Origin of the sequence: Bradyrhizobium sp. ORS 111 (assembly GCF_045571485.1) — a bacterium.
Taxonomy (GTDB): domain Bacteria; phylum Pseudomonadota; class Alphaproteobacteria; order Rhizobiales; family Xanthobacteraceae; genus Bradyrhizobium.
Genome location: NZ_CP120701.1, coordinates 1711156 through 1734602, shown reverse-complemented (window position 1 = coordinate 1734602; position 23447 = coordinate 1711156). Strand labels below are relative to the sequence as shown.

The 23447-nt window shown below is 64.6% G+C and carries 21 protein-coding genes; 11 read left to right on the top strand and 10 right to left on the bottom strand.

The genetic code is table 11. The features are described from left to right. Window positions 1-951 (bottom strand): fatty acid desaturase, encoded by a 951-nt coding sequence (locus P6U30_RS08025; RefSeq protein WP_407168876.1) that lies wholly within the window; start codon window positions 949-951, stop codon window positions 1-3. Window positions 952-965: 14 nt separating this feature from the next. After that, window positions 966-1997: an alpha/beta fold hydrolase gene (locus tag P6U30_RS08020; protein ID WP_407168875.1), complete on the bottom strand. Its 1032-nt coding sequence runs from the start codon at window positions 1995-1997 to the stop codon at window positions 966-968. Window positions 1998-2206: 209 nt separating this feature from the next. Between P6U30_RS08020 and P6U30_RS08015 the strand changes: the two genes are divergently transcribed. The 7 genes from P6U30_RS08015 to P6U30_RS07985 all read left to right on the top strand — a co-directional run bounded on the left by P6U30_RS08015 (window position 2207) and on the right by P6U30_RS07985 (window position 10501). Continuing rightward, window positions 2207-3544 carry an MFS transporter gene (locus P6U30_RS08015; RefSeq protein ID WP_407168874.1) on the top strand — a complete coding sequence of 446 codons (1338 nt, stop codon included), beginning with the start codon at window positions 2207-2209 and terminating at the stop codon, window positions 3542-3544. Between the two features lie 123 nt (window positions 3545-3667). After that, window positions 3668-4582, top strand: a complete 915-nt coding sequence (locus P6U30_RS08010) for a LysR substrate-binding domain-containing protein (protein ID WP_407168873.1) — start codon at window positions 3668-3670, stop codon at window positions 4580-4582. 117 nt (window positions 4583-4699) lie between these two features. Continuing rightward, window positions 4700-5641: a 5-dehydro-4-deoxyglucarate dehydratase gene (kdgD, locus tag P6U30_RS08005; protein ID WP_407168872.1), complete on the top strand. Its 942-nt coding sequence runs from the start codon at window positions 4700-4702 to the stop codon at window positions 5639-5641. A gap of 32 nt (window positions 5642-5673) precedes the next feature. Further along, window positions 5674-7029 (top strand): glucarate dehydratase, encoded by a 1356-nt coding sequence (gene gudD, locus P6U30_RS08000; RefSeq protein WP_407168871.1) that lies wholly within the window; start codon window positions 5674-5676, stop codon window positions 7027-7029. A 21-nt stretch (window positions 7030-7050) separates the two neighbouring features. Then, window positions 7051-8499: an aldehyde dehydrogenase family protein gene (locus tag P6U30_RS07995; RefSeq protein WP_407168870.1), complete on the top strand. Its 1449-nt coding sequence runs from the start codon at window positions 7051-7053 to the stop codon at window positions 8497-8499. A 203-nt stretch (window positions 8500-8702) separates the two neighbouring features. Then, entirely contained in the window at window positions 8703-10244 is a 1542-nt protein-coding gene (garD, locus tag P6U30_RS07990; protein WP_407168869.1) for a galactarate dehydratase, read from the top strand. A 98-nt stretch (window positions 10245-10342) separates the two neighbouring features. Next, entirely contained in the window at window positions 10343-10501 is a 159-nt protein-coding gene (locus P6U30_RS07985; protein WP_407168868.1) for a hypothetical protein, read from the top strand. A gap of 60 nt (window positions 10502-10561) precedes the next feature. Here the strand turns inward: P6U30_RS07985 and P6U30_RS07980 are convergent, their stop codons facing one another. Beyond that, window positions 10562-12067: a CHAD domain-containing protein gene (locus tag P6U30_RS07980; protein ID WP_407168867.1), complete on the bottom strand. Its 1506-nt coding sequence runs from the start codon at window positions 12065-12067 to the stop codon at window positions 10562-10564. Between the two features lie 59 nt (window positions 12068-12126). Continuing rightward, window positions 12127-12261, bottom strand: coding sequence for a hypothetical protein (locus tag P6U30_RS07975; protein ID WP_407168866.1), 135 nt, complete (start codon window positions 12259-12261; stop codon window positions 12127-12129). A gap of 160 nt (window positions 12262-12421) precedes the next feature. Here P6U30_RS07975 and P6U30_RS07970 point away from each other — a divergent pair, with 160 nt between their 5' ends. Further along, window positions 12422-12637 (top strand): hypothetical protein, encoded by a 216-nt coding sequence (locus tag P6U30_RS07970; protein ID WP_407168865.1) that lies wholly within the window; start codon window positions 12422-12424, stop codon window positions 12635-12637. Between the two features lie 39 nt (window positions 12638-12676). Here the strand turns inward: P6U30_RS07970 and leuB are convergent, their stop codons facing one another. The 4 genes from leuB to ald all read right to left on the bottom strand — a co-directional run bounded on the left by leuB (window position 12677) and on the right by ald (window position 17262). Next, window positions 12677-13810, bottom strand: a complete 1134-nt coding sequence (gene leuB, locus P6U30_RS07965; protein WP_407168864.1) for a 3-isopropylmalate dehydrogenase — start codon at window positions 13808-13810, stop codon at window positions 12677-12679. Beyond that, a complete protein-coding gene (leuD, locus tag P6U30_RS07960; RefSeq protein ID WP_407168863.1) occupies window positions 13807-14442 on the bottom strand; it encodes a 3-isopropylmalate dehydratase small subunit in 636 nt (211 codons plus the stop codon). The genes leuB and leuD overlap by 4 nt, the downstream gene beginning before the upstream one ends. A gap of 2 nt (window positions 14443-14444) precedes the next feature. Then, window positions 14445-15833 carry a 3-isopropylmalate dehydratase large subunit gene (gene leuC, locus P6U30_RS07955; RefSeq protein ID WP_407170399.1) on the bottom strand — a complete coding sequence of 463 codons (1389 nt, stop codon included), beginning with the start codon at window positions 15831-15833 and terminating at the stop codon, window positions 14445-14447. A 313-nt stretch (window positions 15834-16146) separates the two neighbouring features. Further along, a complete protein-coding gene (gene ald / locus P6U30_RS07950; protein WP_407168862.1) occupies window positions 16147-17262 on the bottom strand; it encodes an alanine dehydrogenase in 1116 nt (371 codons plus the stop codon). A 140-nt stretch (window positions 17263-17402) separates the two neighbouring features. Here ald and P6U30_RS07945 point away from each other — a divergent pair, with 140 nt between their 5' ends. Then, the gene (locus tag P6U30_RS07945) at window positions 17403-17876 is read left to right on the top strand and encodes an Lrp/AsnC family transcriptional regulator (protein ID WP_407168861.1); all 474 of its coding nucleotides are present in this window, start codon (window positions 17403-17405) and stop codon (window positions 17874-17876) included. A 189-nt stretch (window positions 17877-18065) separates the two neighbouring features. On the opposite strand, the gene P6U30_RS07940 is transcribed toward P6U30_RS07945, so the two are convergent. Continuing rightward, window positions 18066-18614, bottom strand: a complete 549-nt coding sequence (locus P6U30_RS07940; protein ID WP_407168860.1) for a cytochrome b — start codon at window positions 18612-18614, stop codon at window positions 18066-18068. A gap of 261 nt (window positions 18615-18875) precedes the next feature. On the opposite strand from P6U30_RS07940, the gene P6U30_RS07935 reads away from it, so the two are divergent. After that, window positions 18876-19865, top strand: coding sequence for a hypothetical protein (locus P6U30_RS07935; RefSeq protein ID WP_407170398.1), 990 nt, complete (start codon window positions 18876-18878; stop codon window positions 19863-19865). Here the strand turns inward: P6U30_RS07935 and P6U30_RS07930 are convergent. Continuing rightward, the gene (locus P6U30_RS07930; protein ID WP_407168859.1) at window positions 19808-22138 is read right to left on the bottom strand and encodes a TonB-dependent receptor; all 2331 of its coding nucleotides are present in this window, start codon (window positions 22136-22138) and stop codon (window positions 19808-19810) included. The genes P6U30_RS07935 and P6U30_RS07930 overlap by 58 nt on opposite strands. Before the next feature lie 541 nt (window positions 22139-22679). On the opposite strand from P6U30_RS07930, the gene P6U30_RS07925 reads away from it, so the two are divergent. Next, on the top strand, window positions 22680-23390 hold the full coding sequence (locus P6U30_RS07925) for a type 1 glutamine amidotransferase (RefSeq protein WP_407168858.1): 711 nt from the start codon (window positions 22680-22682) through the stop codon (window positions 23388-23390). The last annotated feature ends 57 nt before the right edge of the window (window positions 23391-23447 follow it).

The window sequence follows — 23447 nt, the reverse complement described above, 5'->3', positions numbered from 1 at the left end:
TCAGGCGGCAGTCTGCCGCTGACGGCGAAACCACGCCCAGGTCTCGCGAGTCACGGCGCGGTAGTTCCTGCCGCGATACACGATGTGGCCATCGACGATCGCGTTCAGCTCCGGCAGGGCGTGGAACGGCACCGTCGGGTAGGCATGGTGCTCGACATGGTAAGGCATGTTCCACGCAAACCATTTCATGATTCTGCCTGTCATCGTGGTGCGCGTGTTCTCGAACGCGCTGCGCGTCCGCTCGCAACCGGTGTGCTCCGCATAGAGGTAGGGGCGCAGGATGAGCTGACCGGCCAGCAGCGGCACGACCCAGACCCAGAGCAGGATGGCGCTGTGCAGCGCGAGCGATGCCACAAGCAGCAGCAGATAGCCCGTAAGATAGAGCTTGGCCTCCGTCACGATCGATGCACGCTTGTTTTGCGGAATCCAGGGCACGGTCACCTCGCCGGTGAGCGCGTGCCGCAACATCAGGCGAATGCGGACCAGCACCTGCAGCAATCCCGAATAGGCGATCGCGAGCTGGGCGTCCGAACCTAGCTTGGGGCCGACGATCAGCTCCGGATCCTTCTCGGGGTCCTGTGTGTAGCGATGATGGTCCCAGTGGAACAGGTAGTAGTATTCGTAAGGCAGCCCGATCAAGAAGGCGGACAGATTACCGACCGAAACGTTGAGCACGCGGCTGCGGAACGCGGTCTTGTGCGCGGTCTCGTGCACCACCATGAAAAGGAAAGCGACAAAGTAGCCTTGCGCGGCAATCAGCGGCAACGCCCAGGGCAAACCGTGGCGCGACGCGACCAGCCAGATCAGAGCTCCGATGATCGCGATCATTCCGTAGTGGCTCGCCGCACGCACTGCACCGGGAAGGTTCGACTTGACCGACAGGTCGCGCAAGCTCTCCGGGCTCAGCGGCTTCAAACGAGGTCCGGCGTCATGGGTCTCCGCGATGCTCATCGTCGTCTCACATGTCAGCGTTGCAGGAGCGCCGAGATCTCGGCGTTGATGAAGGCGCGGTCGGCGGCGTTGTTGATCGGATTGCCGGCGCGGTGACCGTGGATCGAGGGGATCGCGCGCAGCGCTGCCGAACGCGCATTGACCAGCCGGGGAAGCTCATCCGCGTTGTCGCGCATGTCGAAATAACGGTCGGTGCGGCCGGGCATCAGCAGCATGTGCGCCCTGATCGCGGCCAATGCACGGTCGAAGTCGCCGCCGAATTCATCGCAGCGGCTGACGTCGCCGCTCTGCCAGATCGCGATCTGCGCCAACAGGTCGTTGGCGTCGCGCCGAGCGAACGCACCATCCCATGAGCCGGCCAGGTAATCCTCAAGGGATGTGAAGCCGGCCTCGCGCCAGACCTCGTCGCGATAGAATTCATGTGACATCGCCCAGCCGGCATAGACACGTCCCATTGCGCGGAGCCCGGCCACCGGTTTCGTGACGAAGCGGCCGTCCTGATAGGCCGGATCGGCCGTCAGCGCCGTCTTGACGCCTTCGAGAAAGACGTGGTTGTAGGGCGAGCACCTGGCGCTGCCGCAGACCACCGCCGCCCGTTCCACCATGTCCGGATAGCGCGCGGCCCAATGATAGGCCTGCATGCCGCCCATCGACCAGCCATAGACCAGCGCGAGCCTCGACACGCCAAACTGCTCGATCAGGAGCCGGCGCTGGACCGCAACGGCGTCGTAATAGCTGAAGGCGGGAAACGGTGCATTGCCGAGCACGTCGGTCGAATTCGACGGCGAGGATGACAGACCGTTACCGAACAGGTTCGCGATGATGATGAAGTAGCTGCTGGGATCGAGCGCTCCGCCCGGCTGCACCAGCCATTCGATGTCCGTGTGCTGCGCGCTGAACGATGTCGGATAGAGGATGACATTGTCCTTGGCCGCGTTCAGGGTGCCATAGGTCTTGTAAGCCAGCCTGAGCCGAGGGAACACGGCGCCGCTTTGCAGCGTCACGTCGCCCGCTTCGAACACGTCGTAGTCGCGAGGCGTGGTCATGAAATCGACCCCGATGCAAGAGCGCGACACCGCGCCCCATTAACTGTACTCAACGTACACTAATTCTGCGGCCGACGCAACTGGTGCAAAGGTGGCATGGCACCGGCCGGATCAATTCAAAATCGGTATGGATCGATACAAGCTTCGGCTTGGACCGATTGTCGCCATCTCTCTAGGACAGTCCTCGAGGAAATCTTCGAGGAGGCGCCATGAGCGCAATTGTGTCCGCCGCCGAGGCGCGGCGATCCCGCGTGCGGCTTCTGATCGTGACGATGCTGTTTCTCGTCACCACCGTGAACTATGCCGATCGCGCCACGCTGTCGATCGCAGGCCCCGCCCTTTCCAAGGAATTGCATCTCGATCCCGTTGCGATGGGCTATGTGTTCTCGGCCTTCGGCTGGTCCTATGTGATCGCGCAGGTGCCGTGCGGCTGGCTGCTCGATCGCTTCGGCTCCAAATGGGTCTATGCGATCGGCATCATCGTGTGGTCGGCCTTCACCGCGATGCAGGGCATGGTCGGCTTCCTGGCTGCGGGATCCGCTGTGATCGTGCTGTTCGCGTTGCGCTTCCTGGTCGGCATTGCCGAAGCACCGTCGTTCCCGGCCAACGCGCGCATCGTCGCGGCCTGGTTCCCCGGCAATGAGCGCGGCACCGCATCGGCCTTCTTCAATTCGGGGCAGTATTTCGCGACCGTGATCTTTGCGCCGCTGATGGGCTGGATCGCCCACGAGCATGGCTGGAGTCATGTGTTCTATGTGATGGGCGGGCTCGGAATCGTTGTGGGGATCGTCTGGATCAAGACGATCTACGAGCCGAAGGATCATCCCGCGATCAACGAGGCCGAGTTCGACTACATCAAGGCGGGCGGCGCGCTGGTCGACATGGACGCACCGAAGGACGGCAAGGCCCAGGACGGCGGTCCGAAATGGGCTCATATCCGCCAGCTCCTCGGCAACCGCATGATGCTCGGTGTCTATATCGGCCAGTACTGCATCAACACGCTGACCTACTTCTTCCTGACCTGGTTTCCGGTCTATCTCGTGAAGGAACGCGGGCTGTCGATCTTGCAGGCCGGCTTTGTCGCCACGTTGCCGGCGCTGTGCGGCTTTATCGGCGGCGTGCTCGGCGGCGTCATCTCGGACTACATCCTGCGCCGCACCGGCTCGCTGACCATGGCGCGCAAGATTCCGATCGTCGGCGGCATGCTGCTGTCGATGGCGATCATCGGCTGCAACTATGTCGAGGGACAGGCGCTGGTGGTCGGTTTCATGGCGCTCGCCTTCTTCGGCAAGGGAATCGGCGCGCTCGGCTGGGCTGTCGTCTCCGACACCTCACCGAAAGAAGCCGGCGGCGTCTCTGGCGGCCTGTTCAACACCTTCGGTAACCTCTCCTCGATCACGACGCCGATCATCATCGGCTACATCCTCGCCGCCACCGGCTCGTTCAACGGCGCGCTGGTGTTCGTCGGGGCCAACGCCCTGGTCGCGGCGGTCGCCTATCTCTTCATCGTCGGCGAGATCAAGCGCGTGCAGCTAAAGGCGGCGTAAGAGCCGTCTCCAGTGACAACGGTTCAACGGCGGCCTCGGCCGCCGTTTTGTCTTCTTGGTCTCCGGCAGGCATCGATGCTAGAACGCACCAAACCCCGCCTCATCCATTCCGGGCCGGTATCGATGTTCGACCTGAATCAGCTCCGCTGCTTCGTCACGGTGGCCGAGGAGCTGCACTTCGGTCGTGCCGCGGCACGGCTCAACATGACCCAGCCGCCGCTCAGCCGGCAGATCCAGGTGCTCGAACACATCATCGACGCGCCGCTGCTGGAGCGCACCAGCCGTTCGGTGCGGCTGACGCCGGCGGGGCGCAGCTTCCTGCCCGAGGCGCGGCGCATCCTCAAGCTGGCCGAATCCGCATCGCAAGTGGCGCGGCGCATCGCGCTCGGCAAGACCGGCTCGCTCAAGATCGGCTTCACGGCCGCCGCAGCCTACGGCTTTCTGCCCGATCTGATCGCGACCTGCCGCAGCCGCCTGCCCGAGGTCGACTTTTCCTTGAAGGAAATGGTTTCGGGCGATCAGTTCGAGGCGCTGACCACCGGTCAGATCGATGCCGGCCTGCTCCGGCCGCCGATTGCGCGGCCCGAATTCGCAAGCCGGCGCGTCGTCGCCGAGCCGCTGCTCGCCGCGATCCCGAAACGGCATCCGCTGGCGTCCGCCGAGATCATCACGATCAAGGACTTCGACGACCAGCCCTTCGTGATGTATTCACCCTATGAAGCCCGCTACTTCCACGACCTGCTGGTGACGCAGTTCACGCGCGCCGATGTGCTGCCGCGCTATGTCCAGCATCTCAGCCAGATCCATTCGATCCTCGCGATGGTGCGCGCCGGGCTTGGCGTCGCCATCGTCCCGGAAGCCGCCGCGAGCCTGAAGATCGCCGACGTGAGGCTGAAGCCGCTGAAGTTGCGGGCGGCGGCGCCGGTCGAGTTGTTTCTGGTGTGGCGGCGTGATTACGACAATCAGTTGCTGCCCTCATTGATCCACATCGCAACGGAAATAGCCGGGCCGCATGGCGGCGACGATCGATGCCGATAACGCATCGTTCGATACCGCGTTTGGCTTGGACGCGCATCGAACCGTTTCTTAAGAATGCCGCTGTGAATGCGCGTTTCTCGCGCATCCTGATCCCCAAAGCTTTCAAGGAGTGGCGCCATGAGCAAGATGACCCCTCAGGAGATGGCCCGGCACATCGGCGGCGGCCTCCTGTCTTTTCCCGTGACCCCGTTCAAGGCGGACTATTCGTTCGACGAAGCAACCTATCGCAGCAACATGGACTGGTTGTGCGGTTACGACGTCGCCGGCCTGTTCGCCGCTGGCGGCACCGGCGAATTCTTCTCGCTGACGCCGACTGAAGTTCCTGAGGTGGTGAAGGTCGCGGTCGACGAGACCAAGGGCCGCGTGCCCGTGCTGGCCGGCACCGGCTACGGCACCGCGATCGCGCGCGAGATCGCTGTTGGCGCAGAGAAGGCCGGCGCCGACGGCTTGCTGCTGTTGCCGCCCTACCTCACGCATTCCGAACAGGATGGTCTCGCCGCCCATGTCGAGGCGGTGTGTGCGTCGGTGAAGATCGGCGTCATCGTCTACAACCGCGACAATGCGATCCTGCAGCCCGATACGCTGGCGCGGCTCTGCGAGCGCTGCCCGAACCTCGTCGGCTACAAGGACGGCATCGGCGACATCGAGTTGATGACCCGCGTCTATTCAAAACTCGGCGATCGCCTGACTTATATCGGCGGGCTGCCGACGGCGGAAACCTTCGCGCTGCCCTATCTCGACATGGGTGTCACGACCTATTCGTCCGCCGTGTTCAATTTCGTGCCGGAATTCGCCACCAAATTCTATGCCGCGGTGCGCCGGCGCGATCATCAGACCATCCATGCCGGCCTGAAGGATTTCATCCTGCCGTTGATCGCGATACGCAACCGCAAGAAGGGCTATGCGGTGTCGATCATCAAGGCCGGCATGAAGGTGATCGGCCGCGATTCCGGCCCGGTGCGGCCGCCGCTGACCGACCTGACCGAGCAGGAGATGGCCGAGCTCACGGCACTGGTGGCGAAGCTGCCACGGACGGCTACCCAACAGGCGGCAGAATAAGCCGAACCGAGCAAGGACAGAGGGAGGAGCAGATGATCCAGGAAACGATCCGTGCCGGCTTTTCCGGCGCCCCAATCGTCACCGCGATGGAAGTGATCCCCGTCGCCGGCCGCGACAGCATGCTCCTCAATCTGAGCGGCGCGCACGCGCCGTTCTTCACCCGCAACCTCGTCATCCTCACTGACAATTCCGGCCACACCGGCGTCGGTGAGGTGCCGGGCGGCGAGAAGATCCGAAAGACGTTGGAAGACGCGCGCGACCTCGTCGTCGGCCAAACCATCGGTGCCTGCAACAATATCCTGGCCTCGATGCGCCGGACATTCGCCGACCGCGACGCCGGCGGCCGCGGCAAGCAGACGTTTGATCTCCGCGTCACCATCCATGCGGTGACCGCAGTCGAATCCGCGCTGCTCGACCTGCTCGGCCAGCATCTCGGGCTGCCGGTCGCAGCTCTGCTCGGCGAAGGCCAGCAGCGCGCCAGCGTTGAGACGCTCGGCTATCTTTTCTTCGTCGGCGATCGCAGCAAGACCAACCTGCCCTACGTCGAAGGCGAAACCGGCAAGCCCGACTGGTTCAACCTCCGCCACGAGGAGGCAATGACCCCGGCGGCCATCGTGCGGCTCGCCGAAGCAACGCAAGCGCATTACGGCTTTGCCGATTTCAAGCTCAAGGGCGGCGTGCTCACGGGCGAGCAGGAGATCGAGGCCGTCACCGCGATCGCCAGGCGCTTCCCGAAAGCCCGTGTCACCCTGGACCCGAACGGCGCCTGGTCGCTGGACGAGGCAATCCGCCTTTGCAGCAACATGCACGGCGTGCTCGCCTATGCCGAGGATCCCTGCGGTGCGGAGGCCGGTTTCTCCGGTCGCGAGATCATGGCCGAGTTCCGCCGCGCCACCGGGCTGCCGACCGCGACCAATATGATCGCGACGGACTGGCGCCAGCTCTCTCACGCACTACGGCTCGGCGCGGTCGACATTCCCCTCGCCGATCCGCATTTCTGGACCATGCAAGGGTCGGTGCGCGTGGCACAGACCTGTCGCGACAACGGCTTGACCTGGGGCTCGCACTCCAACAATCATTTCGACATTTCGCTCGCGATGTTCACCCATGTCGGCGCCGCCGCCCCCGGCAAGGTGACCGCGATCGACACCCACTGGATCTGGCAGGACGGCCAAGCGTTGACCAGGGAGCCGCTGCAGATCAAGGGCGGCAGGATTGCGATCCCCGATCGCCCGGGGCTCGGCATCGAGATCGATCGTGGTGCCATCTCGGCGGCGAACGCGCTATACAGGCAGCATGGCCTCGGCGCTCGCGACGACGCGCTCGCCATGCAGTTCCTGATCCCGGGCTGGACCTTCGACGACAAGCGTCCCTGCCTCGTGCGCTAACAACAAGAGTTGGAGAGAAACATGACCGCTCACCAGAAGAACTTCATCGCCGGCGAATGGGTCGACGGCTCCGGCATCACGCGGGACATCAACCCCTCCAATACCAAGGACGTGGTCGGCGAATACGCCCGGGCCGACAAGGCGCAGACCGAAAAGGCGATCGCCGCGGCAAAGGCCGCTTTCCCGGCCTGGGCCCGCTCGACGCCGCAGGAGCGCTTTGACGCGCTGAACAAAATCTCTCTCGAGATCCTCGCCCGCAAGGAAGAGCTCGGGCGCCTGCTTGCACGCGAGGAAGGCAAGACGCTGCCGGAAGGCATTGGCGAGGTCGCGCGTGCCGGCCAGATATTTGCGTTCTTCGCCGGCGAGGCGCTGCGGCTGATGGGCGAAAAGGGCGCGTCGGTCCGGCCCGGCCTCGAGGTCGAGATCACTCGCGAGCCGGTCGGCGTCATCGGTCTGATCACGCCGTGGAATTTTCCGATCGCGATCCCGGCCTGGAAGATCGCACCCGCGCTCTGCTACGGCAACACCGTGGTGTTCAAGCCGGCCGAGCTGGTGCCGGGCTCGGCGCATGCGTTGTCCGAGATCATCGCGCGCTCCGGCATTCCGGCCGGTGTGTTCAACCTCGTGATCGGCTCCGGCGCGGTGGTCGGCCAGACCCTGCTCGAACATCCCGATGTCTCTGCGATCTCGTTCACGGGTTCGGTCGCCACCGGACGCAAGATCGCGCAGGCCTGCGTGCTCTCGACGCCGATGAAGAAGTTCCAGCTCGAAATGGGCGGCAAGAACCCGCTGGTCGTGCTCGACGACGCCGACTTGAAGGTCGCGGTCGAGGTCGCCATCAACGGCGCCTATTTCTCGACTGGCCAGCGCTGCACCGCGTCCTCGCGCCTGATCGTCACCGCGGGCATTCATGACCGCTTCGTCAGCGCCATGACCGAGCGGATGAAGGGCCTCTCGGTTGACGACGCCCTGAAGAGCGGTGTGCATATCGGCCCGGTGGTCGACCAGAGCCAGCTCGATCAGGACCTCCGCTATCTCAAGATCGGCCAGGACGAGGGCGCCAAGCTTGCCTGGGGTGGCGAGCTCTTGAACCGCGAGACGCCCGGTTTCTATCTTCAGCCGGCGCTCTTCACCGAAGCCAACAACCAGATGCGCATCGCGCGCGAGGAGATCTTCGGTCCGGTCGCCTGCGTGATCCGCGCCAAGGACTACGAGGAGGCACTTGCGATCTCCAACGACACCGAGTTCGGCCTCGCCTCGGGCATCTGCACCACCAGCTTGAAATACGCCTCGCACTACAAGCGCAACAGCGAGGCCGGCATGGTGATGGTCAACCTGCCGACCGCCGGCGTCGACTATCACGTGCCGTTCGGTGGCCGCAAAGGCTCGAGCTACGGCGCGCGCGAACAGGGCGCCTATGCGCGCGAGTTCTACACCGCGGTGAAGACGGCTTATACTTTCCCCGGGTGATGACGGCGCACGTACCACGACGACGCTGCCCACCACTCCCTCGGGAGAGGTCGGAGCGCATCGCAGATGCGATCCGGGTGAGGGGTTACGGTCCCTCGTGAGACTTGTGCCCCCTCACCCGCGCCCTCTCCCCGTTGGGGAGAGGTGGCCGTCGGCGGCTCGGCCGACTTCCCCAAAGCACAGCGAGTTTGTGAAAAACGATCATGGACCAGGACGTCGCAGCGAAAGAACAACCTCGCTACATCAAGCTCAACGCGCGCGATAATGTCGCGATCGTCGTGAATGATTTCGGACTGCCCGCCGGCTCCCGCTTCGCTTGCGGCCTGACGCTGCGCGCCTTCGTGCCGCAGGGGCACAAGACCGCGCTCGTCGACATCGCGGAAGACGCACCGATCATCCGCTATGGCGAGGTGATCGGCACCGCGCTGTCGCCGATATCAGCCGGCGAATGGGTCGACGAGGCGCGCATCCGTATGCCCGACGCGCCGCCGCTCGATCAGCTCGAGATCGCGACCGCGGTGCCGGCGGCGCTGCCGCCGCTCGAAGGCTTTACGTTCGAGGGCTATCGCAATCCCGACGGCTCGGTCGGAACGAAGAACATCCTCGGCATCAGCTCCTCGGTGCAATGCGTCAAGGGCACGATGGAATATGCGGTGAAGCGCATTCGCGCCGAGCTCCTGCCGAAGTATCCGAACGTCGACGACGTCGTGGCGCTGACTCATGCCTATGGCTGCGGCGTCGCGATATCGGCGCCCGATGCCGTGGTGCCGATCCGCACGCTGCAGAATCTTGCGCTCAACCCGAATTTCGGCGGCGAAATTCTCGTCGTCGGTCTCGGCTGCGAGAAGCTCGCGCCCGAGCGGCTGGTGCCGGAAGGCGTCGGCGACGCCATCGTGCGGATGCAGGACGAAGCCTTTGATGGCTTTGGCGCGATCGTCGACGCCATCATGACCCAGGCCGAGGCGCGGCTGAAGGTGCTCAACACCCGCAAGCGCGAGACTTGCCCGGCCTCCGATCTCGTGATTGGCCTGCAATGCGGCGGCAGCGACGCCTTCTCCGGTGTCACAGCAAACCCAGCCGTCGGCTTCGCCGCCGACCTGTTGGTGCGCGCCGGAGCAACCGTGATGTTCTCGGAGGTGACTGAAGTCCGCGACGCCATTCAGCTTCTGACCCGCCGCGCCATCAATGAGGAGGTCGGCCGGGCGCTGATCCGCGAAATGGCGTGGTACGACGCCTACCTTGCTCGCGGGGGCGCCGACCGCAGCGCCAACACCACGCCGGGCAACAAGAAGGGCGGGCTCGCCAACATCGTCGAGAAGTCGCTGGGCTCGATCGTCAAGTCCGGCTCCGGCCCGATCACCGGCGTGCTTTCGCCCGGCGAGAAGGCACGCCAGAAGGGCATGCTGTTCGCGGCGACGCCGGCAAGCGATTTCATCTGCGGCACGCTCCAACTTGCCTCCGGAATGACGCTGCAGGTGTTCACCACCGGCCGCGGCACGCCCTATGGCCTTGCCGCGGCGCCGGTGATCAAGGTCGCGACCCGCAGCGAATTGGCACGGCGGTGGAAGGATCTGATCGATTTCGACGCCGGCTGTATCGCGACCGGCGAGAAGACGATCGAGGAGACGGGCTGGGACCTGTTCCGCCTGATTCTCGATGTCGCAAGCGGCCGCACCAAGCCGTGGTCGGATCGCTGGGGCATCCACAACGACCTCACGCTGTTCAACCCCGCGCCGGTGACCTAAAGCAAGCCCGCGCCACCGGTTAACCGCTCGTTAGCCATGCCGCAATCGGCCGGGGAACGTCGCAACTCGATTCAAATTGTCCTGGCATGGAGGCAGACATGACCCGGACGAGCAAGGATCTCAAGGATCAAGCCGATCGCGCCGAGCGGCTGGCACGCACCGGCATCGATGCGCTGACTGCTGAGCGCCTGCGCGCTTACGCCGATGAGTGCCGCAAGCGAGCCACAGCGGTGGAGCGCGAGGCGCGTGACGGGTGATTGGCCTATCGCCGGCGCGGCATCGATGTCGGGCGATCCGCGATGAGGCGGCAAGGCGCGTCAAATCTTCCCCAGTCCGCGCACCTCTTTCGTTGCGATCTTGATCAAGGGCTTGATCGCCTGCTCCTCACGGCCGAGCACCACGCCAGACGCGAAAGCGCGGGTGCGCTCCTTTCGATGCGGCGCCTTGAGTGCAGCATCAACCGCCAGCCTGCGGTGCGCAACGAAATCATTGAGCGAGCCGAGCGCGTCCTGGATCCGCTTCAGATGCTTTGACTGCCGCGCAAGCTGCCTTTGCTCGCGCTTGCTGGAAAACAAGCTCTCGAAGAAATCGATCGCGTATCTGATTTTCTTGGCTCTGATGCGCACCTTGTGCCGCTCCGCCGCAGACATCTCGTCGAGACGCGTGCCGCCCTTGCGCAGCTTCCTGATGCGGCGACGGAGCAGCGCGGTAGCAAATTTGTCGATTGGGCCTCCATCGTCCGCTGCGGCGATCGTCTGCCTAGCCTCGATCCATTGCAGTATGTCGATCAACAGACCGCGATAGCGCGCCGAATTGACTGCCGTCCTCGCGCGCGCGAAAGCACGGTCGCGGTTCCTGGAAAATTCCTGACGGATCACCTTGCCGCCACGCCGCAGCAATGCATCGTGGGAGGCAGGCTCGATCTCCTCCTTGATAAAGACGTCCAGCTCGCGCGCCGGCGCGAGCTCATTGGCTAACCACTTCAGTTGCGCCTTGGCCTCTTCCGTACTCGGTCCAGTCAGGATTTTTGAGAACAGCGAGATTGCCGTTCGCAACCGGCGCAGGCCGACCCTCATCTGATGAATTCCTTCCGGCTCGCCGTCGCGGACCGCATCGGCGTTCGACGAGAAGTGGCGGAATGCCGAGCGGGCGATCACCCGAAATGCTTCGCCGGACGTGAGTTCAGGCTCCAGCACGATGTGCTCGGCCGAGACAACGAAATGCTCCTGATCGCCGGCAAGCTCGTATCCGTGTTCGGATTTCGAGCGCAGGTCGAGCTCCGCCCCCGCCTTCCGCTCCAGGGCCCTCGCGAGGCGGAACAGGTCGAGCCGCTGCCCGCTCTTCAACTCGAGCTCGATCTCCCCGATCGGGCGCGACCGCTGTCCGACGGTGGTCTGCCCGCGATCGATGGCGAGCGCGATCTCGCTCTGCTTCATGCGCAACGGCACGGTGATCCGCCGCACCGACGTTTCGAACACTGGCTTCAGCTTGCGGCGCAGTTTCCTGGATGCGATGGCCTCGAGCGGTGTGTTGTCGGCTTTACTCAGATCGGGCTCGTCATTGTCGAGTTCGGTCTCCCACTCTCCCCGGTCGAACTGCGTGCCGCCCGCTGACTTGATGGTCTGGACGTATCCGTGGCCGTCCTGGCGGATGCGCAGCGAGAGGCCGCGCCGCTTCAGCTTGTGCTTGGCGGTGTCAAAATAGGTCGAAACCAGATTGCTTTCGGACGGTTTATCGCTCCTGCTACCGGCAATCCGCGGCCTCACCAACATCTTCAGCTTGCGCGCAGGAACGCGGAATTTGAGCTCCGTCTCGACCGCCATTGTCCCTCCACGGAGTGCACACGGCCAACAACGCCTGAGACGCGCTCGGGGCTCCGCCATCAAATCGGAAGAGAAACAAAAAAGTCCGCCGCAACCGGGTCAACTTCGGGTGAGGCTTGGTTGCCGTCGATCGTCGTCATGATCGACGCTGTTGCAGCGGGATACATTCCCCTTATGACAATTGGGTCGATCACGGCTCGCGCTCCCTGACTTGCTGCAACTGCTCACGTCCTCACGCCAAGGACGATCATGGAACTCGATGAACAGACGTTCACCACTGTGGCGAAATGATCATGTTTGGTGCGTTGAATAGCCTGAAACGATGTCCCACGTCCTTACCAAGGAGGACGTTCCATGAAACAGTCGCAGCATTTCCTCGACAATGCGGAGAATTGCGCCCAGCTCGCAGAGCGCGCGTCCGATGAGCCGACCTACAATCGATACAAGCGGATGGAGGCTGCCTGGCGCGCGCTGGCCAGGGAGCAGGACTGGCTCGATGGCGAGACTTCACCTTCGGACAATCTGGTCGAATCTCCGGCGCTTTCCGTTGGAGCCCGAGGAGCTGCCTGACGGCAGTTCATTCCGCGTTACGCTAATGATACCCGGCCGTCACGCATGCTCCTTCGCCGCGACCTTGTCGAGCGCACGTAGCACTGCATCACCCATTTCGACGGTCGACAGCTTCCTCGCGCCGGCCTCGGCGATATCGGCGGTCCGAGCGCCGGAAGCGAGCGCGGCCTGCACCGCCTTCTCCAGCAGGTCGGCGTCGGCGGCACGGCTCAGCGTCAGGCGCAGCAGCATCGCGACGCTCAGGATCGATCCGAGCGGATTGGCGATGCCCTTGCCCGCGATGTCGGGCGCGCTGCCGTGCACCGGCTCGTAGAGCGCCTTGCGCCGGCCGTAGCGGTCGACCGGTCCGAGCGACGCTGATGGCAGCATGCCGAGCGAGCCGGAGGCCATCGCCGCGCAGTCCGACAGGATGTCGCCGAAGATGTTGCCGGTGACCATGACGTCGAACTGCCGCGGCGCGCGCACGATCTGCATCGCGGCATTGTCGACATAGAGATGGGTCAGCTCGATGTCGGAGAATTCCTCCTTGTGGAGCGCGGTGACCTCCTCACGCCACAGCACGCTGGTCTCCAGCACATTGGCCTTGTCGACCGAGCAGACTTTGCCCCGCCGCGTTCGCGCCAGCTCGAAGGCCGACCGCGCGACGCGGCGAATCTGGTGGGTTGTGTATTGCTCGGTGTTGAAGCCGCGCCGCTGCCCGTCCCGCAGCGTCTCGATGCCGCGCGGCTCGCCGAAATAGATGCCGCTGGTCAGCTCCCGGATGATGACGAAGTCGACGCCATCAAGCACTTCGGGCTTCAGCGGCGCGGAGGCCGCAAGCGCCGGGCTCGCCACGATCGGCCGCAGGTTGGCGTAGAGATCGTATTTGCTGCGCAGACCGAGCAGGCTGCCGGCCTTGCGCGCTGCCGCCGGCACCTCCTTGGTCTCGGGCCCACCGGTCGCGCCCCACAGGATCGCATCGGCCTCGTCCATCGCCTCGGCGGTGTCTTCCGGCAACACCTTGCCGGTCGCCAGATACGGGATCAACCCGTACTGCGCCTCGCGCAGCGTCATCGGCACGCCGCGCTTGGCCGCGAACCATTCGAGCACCCGGCGCGACTGCGCCGTGACCTCGGGACCGATGCCCTCGCCGCCGACCACGGCGACCTTGACCATATTGGAGTGCGTGCTCATGCCGGCGTCCTTGAAAAATGAATCCAGGGCCGCGCCGCGTGGTCCGAGGCCTGGAAGGCGCGGATCTCGTCATCGCGCTGCAGGGTCAGCGCGACCTCATCGAGCCCCTTCAACAATCCCTCGCGCCGCCTCGGATCGATCTCGAACGAATGGCGCGCGCCGGACGGCGACACGATGGTCTGCGTCTCCAGATCGATCGAGACCTTGCCCGCGCCCTGCGTCGCCTCGATATCGGCCGCCAGCGAATCCACCACCGCCTTGTCGACGACGACAGGCAAGATTCCATTCTGGAAGCAGTTGGCGAAGAAGATGTCGCCAAAGCCCGAACCGATAATGGCGCGGATGCCCATCTCCTGCAGCGACCATACCGCGCCCTCGCGCGACGAGCCGCAGCCGAAGTTCGGACCCGTCACCAGGATCTCCGCCTGGCGATACGGCTCGCGGTTGAGGATGAAATCCGGATTCTCCGAGCCGTCGGGCAGATAGCGCAGCGAGCCGAACGCCCACTTGCCGAGCGTGCCGCGGATCGAATTGCCGACCAGCCGCTCGATGCGGATGATGACGTCGGTATCGATATTGCTGCGCATGATCGGCGCGGCGGTCGCAGTGAGCTTGTTGAACGGTTTTGGCATCGTCAGTGTCCCATCGTCCTGACATCGGCGATCGCGCCGGCAATGGCCGACGCCGCTGCGCTCGCCGGGCTCGCCAGATGCGTCCGCGCCCGCGGGCCCTGGCGGCCGACGAAATTCCGGTTCGAGGTCGAGACCGAGCGTTGCCCGGGCGCTACCACCTCGCCATTGGCGGCAAGGCACATCGAGCAGCCCGGCTCGCGCCATTCGAACCCTGCGTCGGTGAAGATCTTGTCGAGCCCTTCGGCGACCGCCTCGCGCTTGACGTTCTCAGAGCCCGGCACGACCCAGGCGCGTACGCCGGGAGCCACCTTGCGGCCGCGTGCCACTTCCGCCGCCGCGCGCAGATCACTCAGCCGGCTGTTGGTGCAGGATCCGATGAACACCCAATCGACCGGCGTGCCCGCGATCGGCGCGCCGCCTTGCAGGCCCATATAGTCCAGCGCGGTTTCGATCGCCGCGCGCCGCACCGGATCGTCAACCGACTTCGGATCGGGAATCCGGCCATCGACGCCGATGACGTGCTCGGGACTGATGCCCCAGGTCACCTGCGGGATGATCTTCGCTACATCGATCACCACCTCGCGGTCGAACACCGCGTCCGGATCGCTCGGCAGCTCGCGCCACGCCTTGACTGCGAGCTCCCACATCTCGCCCTTCGGCGCATAGGGTCGGTCGCGCAGGAATTCGAAGGCCTTCTGATCGGGCGCGACCATGCCGATCTTGGCGCCGAGCTCGATCGAGAGGTTGCAGATCGTGAGCCGGGCCTCGACGGATAAGTCACGGATCGCGCTGCCGGTATATTCGACCGCATAGCCCGTGCCCCCGGCTGCGCCGATCTGCCCGATCAGCGCCAGAATCATGTCCTTGGCGGTGACGCCGAGCGGCAACTTGCCCTCGAAACGGGCGCGCAACGTCTTGGGCCGGCGCTGGATCAGCGCCTGGGTCGCCAGCACATGCGCAAGCTCGCTCGACCCGATGCCGAAAGCGAGCGCGCCGAGGCCGCCATGCGTGCAGGTGTGGCTGTCGCCACAGACGATAGTTGCGCCCGGCAGGCTCAAGCCGAGCTCCGGCCCGATGACGTGCACGATGCCCTGGCCGGGTTGGTCGACGTCGAACATCGCAATCCCGCTCGCCGCGCTCTCGACCCGCAGCGCAGCCAACAGCTCCTGCCCGATCTTGCTGGTTCCGGCGCGACCATGCGCGGTGGAAATCGCATGGTCGGGGGTCGCAAATGTCAGCTCGGGATTGTGAACCTTGAGACCTCTGCTCTTGAGATCGAGCAGTCCGCGCGAGCCGCCGAGATCGTGCAGCAGATGGCGGTCGATGTGCAGAAGATCCGTATCCTCGCTCAAGCGGGCAATGACATGCTGGTCCCAGATCTTGGCCAGCATCGTGCGACCGGTCTTTTGCAAGACAGTGCTCCCTTTGGCTTCTTGAGGCCAGCGGCACAGGCCGCCGAATGCCGCGTGGCGCGGCTTTGACTGCGGGCATCAAATCACGCGCCAGACCGCCCCGCCAGAGCCGAGTGGCGAACACGACATGGAGGAGGCCTGCATCTGTGCGGCTTGACAACGACCCGTAGCCCGAATGGAGCGAAGCGCAATCCAGGAGCAGTTCAACCTGATCCCGGATGTCGCTGCGCTCCATCCGGCTACGCAGATGACAACGGCCCTCTTTCAACGTGGCCGGGTATAGCGAACGCACTCACGACGCCAGCGCTTCCTCCGGCATCACGACGGACAGGTTCTGACTCTCGGCGACGGCGCGGTTGGTAATGCGGCCACGATGGATGTTGAGGCCGGCGCGCAGATGCGGATCCTCGACCAGCGCGCGCAACCCCTTCGATGCAAGCGCGAGACCGAACGGCAGGGTGGCGTGATTGAGCGCATGGCTCGAGGTGACCGGCACCGCGCCCGGCATGTTGGCCACGCAATAGTGCACGACGTCATCCACCAGATAGGTCGGCGCTTGGTGCGTGGTCGGCTTCGAGGTCTCGAAGCAGCCGCCCTGGTCGATCGCGACGTCGACCAACACGGCGCGGCGCTTCATGCTGGCGAGTTGCGCGCGCGACACCAGCCGCGGTGCGCTGGCGCCGGGGACCAGAACCGCGCCGATCACGACATCGGCGGCAATGACCTCCTGCTCGATCGCTTCCAGCGTGGCGTAGCGGGTGCGGACGCGGCCTGCGAACAACTCATCAAGCACGCGCAGCCGCGGCAGCGAGCGATCGAGCACGGTGACATCGCTGCCCAGCCCCGCGGCCATTCGCGCCGCATGGCTGCCAACCACGCCGCCGCCGATGATCGCGACCCGCGCCGGCGGAACGCCGGGCACGCCGCCAAGCAGCTTGCCCATGCCGTCGGCCGATTTGCGCAACGCGGCGCCCGCCGCTTCAATCGCAAGCCGGCCGGCGACTTCGCTCATCGGCGCGAGCAGCGGCAGCCCGCCGTGCGCGTCGGTCACGGTCTCATAGGCAACCGCGGTGCATCCGGAGGCAAGCAATCCCTTGGTCTGGGGAACGTCCGGCGCAAGATGAAGATAGGTGAAAAGGATCTGGCCCTCGCGTAGCCGCGTCCATTCCGATGGTTGCGGCTCCTTCACCTTCACGATCATGTCGGCCGCGGAAAACACTTCCTCGGCCGTATCGGCGATCCTGGCGCCGGCCTGGCGATAGACGTCATCGCCGGAGCCGATACCGTCGCCGGCCCCGCGCTGCACCACGACCTCATGCCCGTGCGCCACATATTCGCGCACCGACGCCGGCGTCAGCCCGACCCGATATTCCTCGACCTTGATCTCCTTAGGCACGCCAACGCGCATGATCCGCTCCTGAAAGAATCGTTTCCGCCTGACGTGAGGCTAATCCTCGTCAGGCGGCGTTTCTCAGCGAAATCCAGCTTGTCGGCGCGGCAATACGCTCATATTCTTCGTCGTCGGCCGGACAATTAGAGGAAAACTGCGTGGACGGTCTCGACCGTATTGATCTCCGAATCCTGGCCGAACTGGTCTTCGACGCCCGCGCCAGCCAGATCGAGCTTGCCGAGAAGGTCGGCCTGTCGCCGACGGCGTGCGCGCGGCGTATCCGTCACCTCGAGGAAACTGGTGTCATCCGCGGCTATCGCGTCGATCTCGAACCGACGGCGCTTGGGTTGGTGACGACGGTCGTCGTCACCATCACGCTGGAGAAGCAGAGCGAGGATTATCTGGCGGCATTCGAGGCCGCGATCGCGCGCTGCCCCGATGTCGTGTCCTGCCATTTGATGTCGGGCAGTGACGACTATCACCTGCAAGTCATCGCGCGCGACATCGCCGATTTCGAGCGCATCCACAAGCAGCATCTGTCACGGATGCCGGGCGTCGCCCGCATCCATTCCAGCTTCGCGATGCGCGAGGTGGTGCGCCGGACCATTCCGGAAACCGCGCTGCGCGGCTGACGCTGGCTGACCGGAGCAGCGACGGAGGTTCACCTCTCCCTTTGGGAGAGGTCGGCGCGTAGCGCCGGGTGAGGGGTTGCAGTCTCTCAACGGAGCCGCGGCCCCTCACCCGATTTGCTTAACGCAAATCGCCCTCTCCCCGTTGGGGAGAGGTGTATTGAGCCCGCAGTCAAAGCGATTCAACCCCAATCATGCTTTGCGCGGCCACATCCGCGACAACGTCTCGTCCCGCTTCACGACGACATGCCAGAGCGTGGCGGCAACGTGCAGCGCGACCGCGGCATAGACCAGATAGGCGAGCAGGCCATGCGCGACCTCGCCCGCATGCGCGACCGCCTTGTTGCCGGCAAACAGACGCGGCCAGCTAAAGGTCCAGAAATAGCGCAGCGAGTAGCCGCCCGCCGACGAGAACATGTATCCCGTGACGGGCATGGCGAAGAGGATCACGTAGAGAGCCCAGTGATTGAGCCGCGCAGCGATCCGCACCAGCGGCGAGAGCGATCCCGGCTCGGGCGGCGCCACCGTCGCGGCGCGCACGATGAGCCGCAGGATCGCCAGGACAAACAGCGTCACGCCAAGCGACTTGTGCACCTCGAGCAGCTCGCGCCGCGGCGACGTCCCCGCCGGCTGCAATCCGCAGTAAAGCCCGATCAGCATGGCCGCGATGAACAACACCGCTGTTGCCCAATGGATCTTGCGCAACAGCGGATCGTAGCTGGCCGTCACTTTCGTTGTCACAAAACGCCTCGGTTGAGCTTGCGCAGGCTAAAAAAGAAGGCGTTCAGTAGATGATCGCGCCGGGATTGCCTACCGGGGATTAATTCAATTTCGATCACAATAGCACACGGTTCGCGCGGAAGTCGCAACGGTCCGCTCCTCGCCGGGCGCAGCCCACAGCCCGCCCCCCACACGCATTTTTTAGTCGTGATTCCCTCCCTCGTGTGACAGAATTGCTACATTGAAATGTCAGTTCGGTTACACGCGGAGTCGTGAATGAGCATGGAGTGGCGGGCGCGGCCGGTTTCGCTGGCCTGGTCAAATCCGGTGGTCCGTTGGTGGGGGCTGTTGAGCCTGGTGAGCACCGCCAACGTCGCGGTGTGGTTCGTGCTGTATCGCCAGTTCCACGAACAGAGCAATGGTGCCCTGAGCAGTACGTCGGGCATCGGCCTGATGCTGTTGCTGTGCGCGGCTTACGTGTTCGGCTGCGCCTTCCGCTCGATTCTGCCGCGCGCGGATGTCCAGCGCATTTGCCTGTTCGACACTTGGCTGTCGAGCGTTGTTGTCGGCCGCTCGGTCGCCACCGTCGCCGAAGTCTGCTTCGCCGCGCAATGGGCGATCGTCCTGCATCAGCTCGGCACCATGACCGGCGCCGAGACCACTGTGACCATCGCCTGGATCATCGTGCCTGTCATCCTGATCGCGGAATGCTTTTCCTGGTACGCGGTACTCACCACCCACTATCTCGGCAACGCGATCGAGAACTCGCTGTGGGCGGTCGTCTTCTTCCTGGTCGGGATCGCGCTTTGCCGGCTGCTGCCGGAGTTCCAGGGTCCGGTGCGCTGGGCCTTCATCGTCGCGATCCTCGGCATCGCCGGCTATCTCGCGTTCCTGATGACCGTCGATGTCCCGATGTACCTGAACCGCTGGCGCGCCGAGCTCGCCGCCGGCGGCAAGCTGCTTCATCCGCTCGAGGGCCTGCGTGATGTCAGCACGCGCTGGGTCGTGACGCATGATATCGCCGAATGGCGCGAAGAGATCGCCTGGATGTCGCTCTATTTCAGCATGGCGGTGTGGTCGAGCCTTGCGCTCTGCGTCGGCTATTCGCTCGAGGATCAGCTCCCGCGCTACCGCACCGAGCCGGCCATCGCAATTGCGACGCCGGCGGTCGCGAGCGCGGCACCGGCGACCGCGAGCGCCGGCGCCATCGATGGTCAGAAGTCGACGGTCATCGAGAGCCACAATGTCCGCGGCATGCCGCTGATGAGGTAACCGGTCGGGTTGGCGATCCAGTAGCGCTTGTCTGCGATGTTCGTGACGGTGGCGCGGAATGTGGTGGGACGCCCCGCAAGCTTTGTCGCGTAACGAGCACCGATATCGAACGTCGTCCAGCTCGGAACGCTCTGTAGATTGTCGGCGCTGACGTAGGCCCTGCTGGTGTAGATGGCGCGCGCGGTCGCCGTCAGCCCGGGCAGGAACTGCGTGTCCCACTCCACCCCGAGATTGCCCTGCAGATCCGGCGCACCGACGGCGTAATGGCCGTCATTGATGTGCCCTGCTGTCTTCGTCAGTCTGGCATCGAGGAACGTCACGCCGCCGAGCACGCGCACGCCCGGCGCCACTTCACCGAACGTGTTCAGCTCGATGCCACGATGCCGTTGTTCGCCGTCGAGGCTGTAGATCTTCGTGACCGGATCGATCAAGCCGCTCGGCATGCTGATCTGGAACAGGGCGAGGCTCGCACCGAAACGGCCGAGATCGAGCTTGCTGCCGACTTCATATTGCCTGGTCTTGAATGGAGGAAACACCGCATTGGTGTTGGCGGCGCCGGAAGGAGGCGTCGGGCCGGGGGTGAGACCCTCGATATAGTTGGCGTAGAACGAGAGCTCGCGGATCGGCCGGACCACCAGCGCCACCGACGGCGATGTCGCACTTTGATCGTAGTGCGCCGTCGCAAGGCCGCTGACCGGATCAAAGCTGCTCGACACCACCTGCTGCTGTCGGGCACCGACAATCAACTGCATCAGGCCGTCCATCATCGTGAGGGTGTCGGCCACGCCGACGCTCCTCAGATCGAGGGTATCCGACTTCGCTTCCGGGAACGACGACACCGGTGCGCCCGGGCTCGCGAACAGGGTCGGCCTATAGATGTTGGTCAGATAGTTTGCGTAGTTGACCTGACCGAGCCAGTCTGTCCGCTGCAGCGAGCTGCCGCTGACGACGACCTCATGGCCGATCGGGCCAATGTCGAACCGCGACCGGATTCCGGCCTCGCCCGACACCGTATCCGACTTGCCGATCTGGTAGCGCGAGGTCGACTGCGCGTTGCCCACGCTGTCAAGGATCGTAGCGCCCGGCGCCTCCTGCTTGTCGTAGCCGAAATGATTGCCGCCGATCGCGCCGAACAGGGTGACGTTGGACGACAAGTCGTATTCAGCACGGGTCAAGCCGGTAATGCTCCGCGCGCTGGCATAGTCGAAGGGCTGGGCGAGATTGATCCTGGGATCGGGCGCGACGGGAACGGCGATGCCCGTCACCGGCGTATAGCCACGCGCCGCCGCCTTCATCCAGTCGTTCTGGTAGATGATGTCGGTCGACCATCGGAAGCGGTCGCCGCGGTAATCGACCCCGAGCGAGCCAACACCGTCGCGCACCGATTGCCGGTCGATCGTCGTGTTGCCGGCATCGAAGGCGCCGTTGAAGCGGACTCCCCATTCCTTCTGCTCGCCATAGCGCCGCGCCACATCGATCGCCGTGCCGAAGCGACCGTCGGACATGTAGCCCGCGGTCCAACGCGTCAGCGGATCGTCGCCGGCACGTTTGGTCACGACATTGACGCTGCCGCCGATCGAGCCCTGCGGCGCCATGCCGTTGAGGAAGGCCCCCGGTCCCTTGAGCAGCTCGATCCGTTCGATCGGCGCCGGATTGACGCGATAGTTCGGCACCAGGCCATAGAGCCCGTTCAGCGCGATTTCGCTGTTCTCGACCCGGAAGCCGCGAATGGTCAGCGCGTCATAGCGGTTGCTGCTGCCGATCGCAGCACGCACCGACGGATCGCTGTTGGTCAGGACTTCGGCGACGCTGGTGGCCTGCTGGTCGCGGATGGTTTGCTCGGTGTAGCTCGTCAAGCTGAACGGCGTCGCCATGTAGTCGCGGTTGCCGAGCAAGCCGAGCTGCGCACCGCGTGCGACCTGCCCGCCCGCGAAGCTGGGCGGCAGCGCCGCCTGCTGCGCACCAGCCGTTGGAGGCGCGGGAGGTGCTGCCGCATTGTCACGATGGGCCGCGCGCCCCGCTGCTCCGACGCGCGAGGCCGCGAGCGGCTTGCGCCGGTGATCGAGCGCAGCGGCATTGCGACGCTGTGACGGAGAGACCACGACCGGCGGCAGCGCCTGTCCCGCGCCAGAGGAGCGTTGCGACCCGGATTCGGCAGAAGTGGACGACAACGGCGAGGTGGGCTGTTGCGCGACGGATGGGCCAGCCATCAGTAGCGCCGATACGCAGACGGCGGACAAGGTCGCCGAACGCGGCGTGTTCAGATCGTTCAAGGTCGTCTCCCCAGCGGATGTCGGTGGCCGCGACCTGTGTCGCGATCGGCGCAAGACGCGCGCATCACCGGTGTCGCGATGGGAATTAGGCAAAGCGCAATGACGCCGCCACTAGAAGGACTCTAAGGGGCAAGCCAAGCTGCGACGCGCATTTTTTCTATCCAGAGAATTCGAGACATTCCAATTTCAACGCCTCACGAAAGGTGCTAGCGCGCGCACGCAGTTCCACGCCATCAAGCAAGCTGCGACACCGCGCTTGAGCGAATGAATCACCGTTTTTGCCGCGCCATATGCGCGATCGTGCGTCGATGCGGCGGCCTCAAGCGTCCTTCGCGATCCGTCATATGGAGCACGCCTGCATGTGAGGCCGTGGGCGCGCTGAAGCACGCGGTCTGATCCTCCGGAGCGGCAAAACACCGCAGCGTGCGGCGGCGCATCCGCGCGGCACTGAGAGACTCGTTTCCCATCGCGCGCCTTGAGCTGAATCGCCAATTCGGAGTAAATCCCGGGCCAGCCACACAACATCCGCCTGCGCTTTGCCATGCCGCACATCACCATCATCGAAACCGGGCTTGTCAATTCGCGCTATCGCGAGCGCCACGGAACCTATCCGCAGATGTTCGAGCGGATGATTGCCGCCGCCGATCCCTCGGTCGCATGTGACGTCGTGAGCATCCCCGGCGGCGAGCGGCTTCCCGATCCGGCCGGGATGGATGCGATCCTGATCACCGGCTCACCCGCGGGCGTGTATGACGGGTTCGACTGGATTGCCCCGCTCGAGGACTTCGTGCGCAAGGCCCATGACCAGCGCGTTCCGATGGTCGGCGTCTGCTTCGGCCACCAGTTGATCGCACAGGCGCTCGGCGGCACGGTGCGCAAGTCGGAGAAGGGCTGGGGCATGGGACGTCACGTCTATCAACTGGCGCCGGACAACGGGCTGATCGAGGGTAACGAGATTGCCATCGCCTGCTCGCATCAGGATCAGGTCGTCGTCCCGCCCGCGTCCGCGCGCACCATCATGTCGTCGACGTTCACGCCGCACGCCGCCCTGCTCCACGCAAACGGCACGACGCTGTCAGTGCAGCCGCATCCCGAGTTCACCGTGGACTACGCGGACGCACTGTGCGACCTCCACCGCGGCCACGCGGCCGACGATCTGATCGCAACCGCCAAGGCGTCGCTCGCCGAGCCGCTGGATCATGCCCGGCTCGGCGGCGTAGTGACTCGCTTTCTCACGGAGCGCCGCACTTAATTCCTGGACTACCGGGGCGTCGCGATAGCGGCACGGCGCATGGGCGTGCACCTCGCT